Raw genomic sequence first — 8,441 nt, 5'->3', positions numbered from 1 at the left:
AACCACCATCGTTTTCAGAAAAAATTAAAGAACCTGAGTCCATACGAATATCGAACTCAGGCTTCTTAACTATGCGTTTTAATTACTGTCTACTTGACAGGGGTCAGTACAGAATAGGGTTACTTTCTTTTATATCCAGCAGCACTTTCATATCGTAAGGAGGCTTAACCAATCCCTTATCGCCATATATTTGTGCAAATGGGTCAACTGCCATTTGTTTGCTGTTATCTTCCTTATTCTTCGGATCATCTGCAGCTTTATTGATGCTAAATACTTTTATATTCTTTATGGTTTTCTTGTCGCTCATATCCTTTGTATGTCCTCCTTTCTTTTATTAATAAAGAGCAAAAGAAATAGCCTAACAATAAATGTCCGACTACACTCTTTTAACCTTTCCACCCATAACGACTTTACGTTTGCTCATATCGTCCTCACATGCGTAACGAGTCATATCTATACTATGATTATCCTTATCTTGTAATCTGTTTTTCGGATTACCGTCTTTATCAACTTCATAATCTATATTTTCAAATTCTCCTGCAGTTTTTGGACAACGCTCGGGATCGATTATAATTTCTACTAAATCATCTAACCATTTTTCACCGTATTCAACAGAACCAGGCCCTTTAACTGCACCTTTGATTTTCTTAATGTCATGATCGTTTTTCATTTCATCGATTGATTTTGGTTCAGAAGAATCCGCAATTATCTCAACATCATCCCAGCCAAGTTTCTTAATCTTTTCAGCCAATGAGCGATTACTGATTTTAACGCCATATATTTCACCGAATATATACAACTTCCTACGCGTTTTATCGTAATGCATACGACCAAAAGACAACGCGTCATTCCCGTAACCCCAGTCAATCCCTTGACGTATATTATCAAATGATTTGATTTCTGCATCTGTAATACGTCTGAATTTAACGTTACTAAATGGAACAACGCCGCTGCCTGTTGGTTTTCCTTCATACTCATGTTCATATTGCTGTGGTTTAAGCCTTTTTGTTTCTTCTGCTTCTTCCACAAACTGTTTAGAAATATGTGGGTTATCATGGTATGTACTATGATGTACAAATGTATTTTTCGGTTTGAATTGCGTTTCAAACTTCTTATTAACCCAGGACTGCTTTCTCTTCGGTGGGTTGTATGAGTAATACATTTTATATCGCAATCCATTCGGTAATTCTTTACGCAAAATAGATTTTTCTATTGTAGAAACATCTTCTTCTAATTTAAATTCAGCCAATTCTTCAAACCATGCAATAGCAACTGGGTACTTCGCTATCTTAATAGATTTGATTTTTGCAGGGTCATCAGCACCACGGAATATCATTTTGTTCCCACGCGGCTTATAAATGATTTCCATTGGACTTTCTTTAAAACGAAATAAATGTTCTACACCTAATATTTCTATTGCTTCTTTAATTTGCTCATAGCAGGATTCTCTTATTGTATCCTTTACTTTACGTATACAAAGTACTGTAACGGGAAACTGAATAAGATCCATCACAATACAAATAGATATATCCGTAGATTTACCAGAACCACGGCCGCCTTTACAAACGATTTTTAATATCGCTTCACTTTTACGGGCTAACCATACTTGATGAAAAGCTGGTGGAAGTATTTCAGCGATTTGCTTTTTAGACATTTAAATCACCACTGATATTGTCTACAATGACAACTGGCTCAATATTGTTATCATCATTATTAGTATTAGATTTAATTTTGTCGATTTGAACCTGGATAAACTCAAGTTTGGCCCTTCGCTCATCATCTATATTTGCTAATCTATCAAAATCTCTAATAAGAGCAGATAATGTAGAAAGTGCTTTAGATTGAGCATTTAAGAAACTAGCTTGCTTATCCCAAGCAAATTGAATCTCCCACTCTTCCTCATAGCCGCTTTCGGTAAGTTTATTTTTCCGCAGTTCCTTTGTCATGTCTTCGTTGTCTTTAACGAACATAATACGTTGAGCATGAATAATTTGAGCGTGCTGCAACATTATACTTTCCCATAGAATCGATAAAGGATCATTCTTAATTGCTTCCTCTAGCTCTTCTTTTAAATCATATAATTCTTTTGGTAAATACTTTCTATATAAACCATGAGTAGCAGCATTACCATTACGTAGCGGAGCAGAACCACCAGAATTACCGATAGCATTTTTATTACCCTTTTTGGCTCCACCACGATTGTTTACAGCATTCTTATTACCCTTGGGTGCTCCTGGTTTCTTTTTGGAGTACTCCGTATCTTTCTTTGGAGTACTCCGGTCATTTTTATGGAGTACTCCATTTAATTTGTCTATCCATCCATCTTTGGATTTCCATCCGCCAACCGTTTTTTCACTTACAGTTTTTTCGGATGTAGACAACAATTCGGCAATTTTACGATTCGTAATATCACCATTATGTTCTTTAAATATTTCATACGCTTTGTTACGGTCTGGACTTCGTTGTCTGGCCATAATTACATAACACCTGCCCCCTTATCCAATTGTTTGTACTTCCTTCTCTAAACACTCAATGCATATATGAGCGTTATCCGTATTTGCTTCACGGAGATATGTTTTATCAAAATGAGTAATAGTTAATGGCATTTTTAATGTCCACATGCACGGCTCATTACAAACAGAGCATGTAGGAATGTTTATAGTTTCTTCTTCCATTTACACCACCTCACGCTAATTGCTTTACAAAATAAAAAAGCAGCGTAATCGCTACTTTTGTGGTTTCTAATTTATAAACTGAAATCTTCTAATGATTTATCTATCTCATCTTGTTGGATTCCTATGTAACGTAATGTAATCGATGGAGCAGAATGATTAAAGATTGTTTGTAGCATTACTACATCTTTTGTCTTTTGGTAATAATGATATCCAAAAGTTTTTCTAAGAGTGTGCGTTCCAATTTCATCAAGCCCTACTTTTTCAGCAGCAGCGTTCATAATTCGATAAGCTTGGATTCTCGTGATCGGTTTCCCTGTCTTTTTAGAAGCAAATAAGCAATCTGTTTCGTTCATTCCATTTACATACTCATTTATTTTTTCTCTTAACGTTGTATTGATAATGAAACGTTTCTCTTTTCCAGTCTTCTGTTCTTTAATAACAATGTGAGTTCTTTCTTTCACATCATTTACATGTAACTTTAATAAGTCACTAATTCTTAGACCTGTATTGATTCCCATTTCAAATAAAAACAAATCACGATAAGATTGGCGACGTAAAACTTCTTTCACTTCTTCTAATTTTTTCTTATCTCGAATTGGTTGCACAAACTTCATTCCTTACCCCTCCATACATTATGTTACATTAGATATATCTTTATTATACAATATGTTACATAAAATATGGTAGTTATTTTTTAAAATAGAAAGAAACGTTGATATAACGGCATTTCTATTCATAAATCTAATGTAACAAAATATATGATGTGTTACATTAGATGGTTTTTTAATCGTTTTTACAATATTTGGTTTGTGTTGAGTTTGTTTCGTTTTTACATGAATATTTGAACCACTCTTCAAATCGTTCTCTATTTATCACCCAGGTTCCACCAATCTTTTTAGATTCAATAGCACCTGCTGCACATAGATTCTTTATATGACCAGGAGAAAGGCCGCTAATAAGATGAGCATCATTAACACCAATAACATTATTTAGCGCTGCATATGGTTTTAAATTAACATCTTCCCATTTAACGCCATACATCTCTATACCAAATTCATTCATTGTTGCTTCATCTGCTATTCTCTCTAAACGATCCAATACAATAGCATTCATTAACTCCCATGTAACTGCACCAGATAAAAATCGTGTCTTTAATTCTACTGTTAAATCATTTAATAATTCTAATTCCATATGTATCACCTCATGTCTAACACTTATAAATTGCGTCAATAACGATTTTCTATTTAATTAAAAAAGAGCACCCGTTTCCACGAGCACTCTTTAAGAGATTGTAAGTACCCTCATTAACGAAAGTTAAAGCAGTTACAGTTAATGAGTTACAAGCAGTATATGCTTGTCTACTTTAATGCGTGAAAAAAGAGCACCTGCGCCAGTAGGTGCTCTTAACGTGGTAAGGGCTTTCGATGAGATGAGCATTGAAATAAGATAGATACAAGCGAGTGAGCCTGTCCTACACTTCAATATATGCTTGTCCTTAACAAAAGGTGCAAACGAAAGAGAGCACTGCCCCAGTAAGTGCCCTCTCTTTATCATATGGGGTAACACGTTGGGAACCGTTCCGTATCAGTATATGATGGTTCTCCCTAACTATACCTAAGACATCTATTAAAGTTTTTTAATGTGTAATTTCTATATAACAAAGAAAAGTACCCATAATGGATGCTATTGATCATTATAGTTACGTGTCAAAATGATATTTAGTTCTTTTTCTGGTTCCTCGTTTTTTGGATGTCGATAATACTCCAATTTATACTTTTTTACATCATAATTAAAGAGACCTATTTTAATACTGTTAGTTTCTCTCAAAACAGCCATTAAACTAGCTACATCCTCATTTTTAGAATCAAGAATCATTTCTCCAGATTCGCTTCTAAAAAACACTCTCATACATTCATCCCCTTTCCCACTATCTATTCGACAGAAAAGAAAAATATCCTACAAAACAAAGAGCCATCCACGAAGCGACAGCTCTTTTACAGCTTATAAAAATATTAAAGGGGATGGAGAAACATTTACGAAAGGTGAATCTCACAATCATTTCAAGGCTAATTATTCTCAAACTTCTCCAAGCCACCATACTCCTTTAAATTGACACCCTAAAGGTAGGCAGGTATCAACTTAAAGGAGAACAGAAGCTCTCCTCCGTTTAGACCATTTAAATTAATGAAGTTTTGAAGACTATTCTATTTGCGTATCGAAATCAAGAACTACATACAAAGTGAGGTACGCAACTCCTTACTCGTATGTTCTGTAAAATCCTCTTGCAGATAAGGAAGAGCAACGCTATATGTTCACTCATCACCTAACTACAAGAGCTGGTTTCGGCCTCTCATATATAGGTGGCAACCGTACGACAAAAATAACGTTTTAAAAATGAAAGTCTCATCCGACCATGCAGAAGAGACTTTCACTAATTTGTATTTTTATTTTTTCATCTGCTCTTTTTAAAGTAGTTTGAACAGTACTTTTAGTAACCTCCAATATTTGGGCTATTTTTTCCATAGAGAAACAATTCCCCTTCGACATCATATATATTTCTTTTTCTCGTTCCGTTAAAGTTGATAAAGCATCTTCTAATTTAATCCGATCCCAATGAGATATAGAATTCTCTATTGGTTTATCATCCCATTCATATGGGGTTTCCGTGCTACGAAAATATCTTTGCATTAAAAGTGTATCAACTGTTTTTTCCTTTTGATATGCCGCTCTACGTTCAATAGGTCTACGTAACCCTGGTTGTTTTGCTGTACGCATCCATTCCAGAGCATAATTAATATCACTAATCATTTCGTTAATAATACTTATATCTTTCTCTGTTGCGCCCACCTTAGATTCTTCTAATTTCTTTCTTGTTTCGGTATACTGCTCCATTAAATCTTTCATACCTGGTTCCTCCTTTTATATAAAAAGAGGACGCTGAATTATATATAGGATGAATTGCTATCCTATGCATAATCAACGCCCTCTAAATGTGGACTATTACTTTCATTATTTTTCATTTATTTTTTAAATACGGTATGTGAAATTTTTACCTAAGGTTCCTCTTTCGTTATACCCATCTCTTGCATTATTAACGTTTTCTTACATAATACATCCCATTCTGCTTTCGTTCTCCGTTTCGGCTGATCTGCTACATAGGTTCCTCCTAAAGCAGTACCTAATTTATTTATCTGTTTACCTATTACACAATTATGTAAACAATAACTAGGTTTATATAGGTGCTCACATCCATTACAATGTTGGTCCTGTAAATTTATTATCTTTATGCGTACAGTTCTTTTATCGATACCTTTTGTTTGTTCCATCAGCTGCAAAGTGGCCAATCTAATTTATCTACATGTACCAGGTAATCTACGAGAGCACGATCAGTTCTTTCTACTACATACGCATGTTTTTCAAATTCTTCTCTTGGAATGGATTTACGGCCACCATCATATAGCATAGCTTCATAGTATTCTGCTACTAATGAAACCGGAACGAAATAGATAATATGATCTGTTCTAAATTCTATTAAAAAGAAACAAATGGACCCATGCTCTTGCGTATCCCTTAAATAATCAATTTGATGCCTACTTATATTATCTAATGGGAATCTTTTTGTTTCTTTAGTAGACTTTGCTTCGAAGTAAACCGCTCTTCCTTTATATACGCCATCGTAATCTACTGTAGATTTACTTTCCCATGCACTTTTGGTTATCTCACCTTTTTGATTCGTTTTTATAACTTTCACCGGTGTTGGACGTTTATTAAAAATACCTACATTTGCTGTTTTATACATACGACAAGTAATGTTTAATAAATGTTCAAATGCCATTCCTCTATTTCCGTAACCCATGCTGCTTCCTCACTTTCTATTCAAATCATTAATTTATTGAATTTTAAATAATTCCATTGTCACTCTTACTACGACATTTTTATATATTATTGTATGGCCACTTCCTTCCAGGAACGAGCTTATTCCTTTTATTCCTTAAAAACCTTCCAGGAATTCCATGCAATATACACTTTCCGAAAGAGCACTGTTCGAAGGTGCTCTTTTTATTTTTACAAATCTGAATACCCTTTATTACATAGCGCATACTATACATAGGCGATAAGCCAGAACTCAAATAATCCTCCCTTGTATTTCTTCACTTCTTTTTAAGAGCAGTTAGCTTTTTGCTAGCTGTTTTTTAGTACAGGCACCTACTTATTAGCATCTACATAAACTGTTTTGAACCTTACTTGCCGCATCATTCAATTGTTCATGACTCACAAACATAACATAATGAATGACGTCATTTTATAAAACGAGCACTCTGGCACAGGTGCTCGTTTTATAAAATGAAATGTTTATTAATTATTTCTCAATAATCAATACATAGAAATCTAAATCCATTTTTGGTAATATATAGTTAATCTCTATATGCTTAGTATATATGCCTGGCTTCATTAAAAGGACCCACCCCCTTAATGTGGGTCCTTCTCTTTAAATATTTCCTACTAAAATAAGAATTTTGTTTAAAATTCATTAACCTTATTGATTCCTTTGCATACATTACAATCACAAGGGATTCTACAGTTTTCCCTAGGCCAGTTACCTTGTATTCCTTGCACACCTTAAGGGAAGAATCCGTTTATAACAAACGGGTTCTTTTATTTTTGCTCGTACAATAAGAGTTTAATTTAGTTTGTTTTAGCAGTTTTATATTCAAAAAAACTGGAAGACTTTTTATGTTTATCGCAAGCGTATACATCTGTTGGAAGATGCTTCCTGCCTTGTGGATCTCTAGCGAATATAAAACCTTTGGTTGTTGCATCATTTTTACATCCAACATAATTGCATTTCTCCACTTTCATTTCCCTCCAAAATAACTATTTTGTTTAGTTTTCTTTCTTTAAAATTCTTTTCGGGTCAATCTCCCAATCTTCACAAATATCACATAATTCAAATGCAATACAATTACTTTTCAGATGTACTTCCATACCACCTTCATCGAAATGTTCATGACCAACTAACTCTGTCCAATCTGCTAATTCCGAAAAGTAAAGCCAGATAATAAGTTGATCTCCACGCCAATCCATTTCCTTGTCTTCGCAAAATTTATACAAATCTAGTTCAGTCATTTTCCATTCCTCTTTCCTATTTTTCTTTATTTTTTCTGATAATCTTTCAGTCAGACCTGTTAGTACACCTATAATCCAACCCAGTAAAAATAGGAACGTATATCCCACTACACCACCTACTTAATAACAAATATTTATATATAATTTACAATCTAATCCAACAAGAATTTTCTTTTAGTCTCCGCATACGTTCTTCTGTTGATAAAGCAGGCGTTGTTAACGCTTCTTCTATATTCCATTTCAATTTCTTAATCCGATCGTAAACTGTACTATATCTTAAGCCATTTTCCTTTGCCTTTTGTATTTGTTCATCTGTCAATACACGATTACATTCATTCGCACGCTTCAAAGTTTCCTCTCGACTCAGTGGAGGTTTAGTTATTGAATCTATTAAACTCCAACCTCTTTTTCTTCTTCCCTTAAATGTGGTTCTTCCTATATTATTTTTCAAAGCAATCTCTTTCACTTTAGACCATTCTGACGCTTTTCGAGGTGATTCAGTCATTGCAAAACCTTTATCCCAACCCAAATTTCTAATCCTATGTTCTAATAATTTACGACTAACCCCATGCTTAGCTGCTACCTCATAATCTTCTGGAGTGACATAATATTCATATGACGATTTCATAAAACCCATCC

At 34.2% G+C, this 8,441-nt stretch carries 12 protein-coding genes and 1 pseudogene; all 13 read right to left on the bottom strand.

Annotated features, from left to right (window positions below; all coding sequences use genetic code 11):
• Window positions 1–112 precede the first annotated feature (112 nt).
• Window positions 113–307, bottom strand: a pseudogene (locus MR168_RS12630) (phage portal protein); the annotation flags it as partial.
• Between the two features lie 69 nt (window positions 308–376).
• Window positions 377–1,654 carry a PBSX family phage terminase large subunit gene (locus MR168_RS12625; RefSeq protein WP_242291334.1) on the bottom strand — a complete coding sequence of 426 codons (1,278 nt, stop codon included), beginning with the start codon at window positions 1,652–1,654 and terminating at the stop codon, window positions 377–379.
• Window positions 1,647–2,474 (bottom strand): phage terminase small subunit, encoded by an 828-nt coding sequence (gene terS / locus MR168_RS12620; protein ID WP_242291333.1) that lies wholly within the window; start codon window positions 2,472–2,474, stop codon window positions 1,647–1,649. The genes MR168_RS12625 and terS overlap by 8 nt, the downstream gene beginning before the upstream one ends.
• A 21-nt stretch (window positions 2,475–2,495) precedes the next feature.
• Window positions 2,496–2,675 (bottom strand): hypothetical protein, encoded by a 180-nt coding sequence (locus MR168_RS12615; protein WP_144609632.1) that lies wholly within the window; start codon window positions 2,673–2,675, stop codon window positions 2,496–2,498.
• Window positions 2,676–2,746: 71 nt separating this feature from the next.
• Window positions 2,747–3,289, bottom strand: a complete 543-nt coding sequence (locus MR168_RS12610) for a site-specific integrase (protein WP_000673905.1) — start codon at window positions 3,287–3,289, stop codon at window positions 2,747–2,749.
• 169 nt (window positions 3,290–3,458) lie between these two features.
• The gene (locus tag MR168_RS12605; protein WP_242291335.1) at window positions 3,459–3,866 is read right to left on the bottom strand and encodes a helix-turn-helix domain-containing protein; all 408 of its coding nucleotides are present in this window, start codon (window positions 3,864–3,866) and stop codon (window positions 3,459–3,461) included.
• 492 nt (window positions 3,867–4,358) lie between these two features.
• Window positions 4,359–4,583, bottom strand: a complete 225-nt coding sequence (locus MR168_RS12600; RefSeq protein WP_001263206.1) for a hypothetical protein — start codon at window positions 4,581–4,583, stop codon at window positions 4,359–4,361.
• A gap of 495 nt (window positions 4,584–5,078) precedes the next feature.
• Window positions 5,079–5,579 (bottom strand): sigma-70 family RNA polymerase sigma factor, encoded by a 501-nt coding sequence (locus tag MR168_RS12595; protein ID WP_242291332.1) that lies wholly within the window; start codon window positions 5,577–5,579, stop codon window positions 5,079–5,081.
• A 149-nt stretch (window positions 5,580–5,728) separates the two neighbouring features.
• Window positions 5,729–6,001 carry a zinc-finger domain-containing protein gene (locus tag MR168_RS12590; protein WP_242291331.1) on the bottom strand — a complete coding sequence of 91 codons (273 nt, stop codon included), beginning with the start codon at window positions 5,999–6,001 and terminating at the stop codon, window positions 5,729–5,731.
• A complete protein-coding gene (locus MR168_RS12585) occupies window positions 6,001–6,531 on the bottom strand; it encodes a Holliday junction resolvase RecU (RefSeq protein WP_242291330.1) in 531 nt (176 codons plus the stop codon). The genes MR168_RS12590 and MR168_RS12585 overlap by 1 nt, the downstream gene beginning before the upstream one ends.
• Window positions 6,532–7,361: 830 nt before the next feature.
• Entirely contained in the window at window positions 7,362–7,529 is a 168-nt protein-coding gene (locus MR168_RS12580) for a hypothetical protein (RefSeq protein WP_016099134.1), read from the bottom strand.
• 30 nt (window positions 7,530–7,559) lie between these two features.
• Entirely contained in the window at window positions 7,560–7,910 is a 351-nt protein-coding gene (locus MR168_RS12575) for a hypothetical protein (RefSeq protein ID WP_242291329.1), read from the bottom strand.
• Window positions 7,911–7,947: 37 nt separating this feature from the next.
• Window positions 7,948–8,430 (bottom strand): hypothetical protein, encoded by a 483-nt coding sequence (locus MR168_RS12570; protein ID WP_242291328.1) that lies wholly within the window; start codon window positions 8,428–8,430, stop codon window positions 7,948–7,950.
• Window positions 8,431–8,441: the final 11 nt, after the last annotated feature.

This window comes from Bacillus cereus group sp. BfR-BA-01356, from assembly GCF_022663635.1.
Taxonomy (GTDB): Bacteria; Bacillota; Bacilli; order Bacillales; family Bacillaceae_G; genus Bacillus_A; species Bacillus_A cereus.
This window is presented reverse-complemented; position numbering and strand designations above follow the sequence as displayed.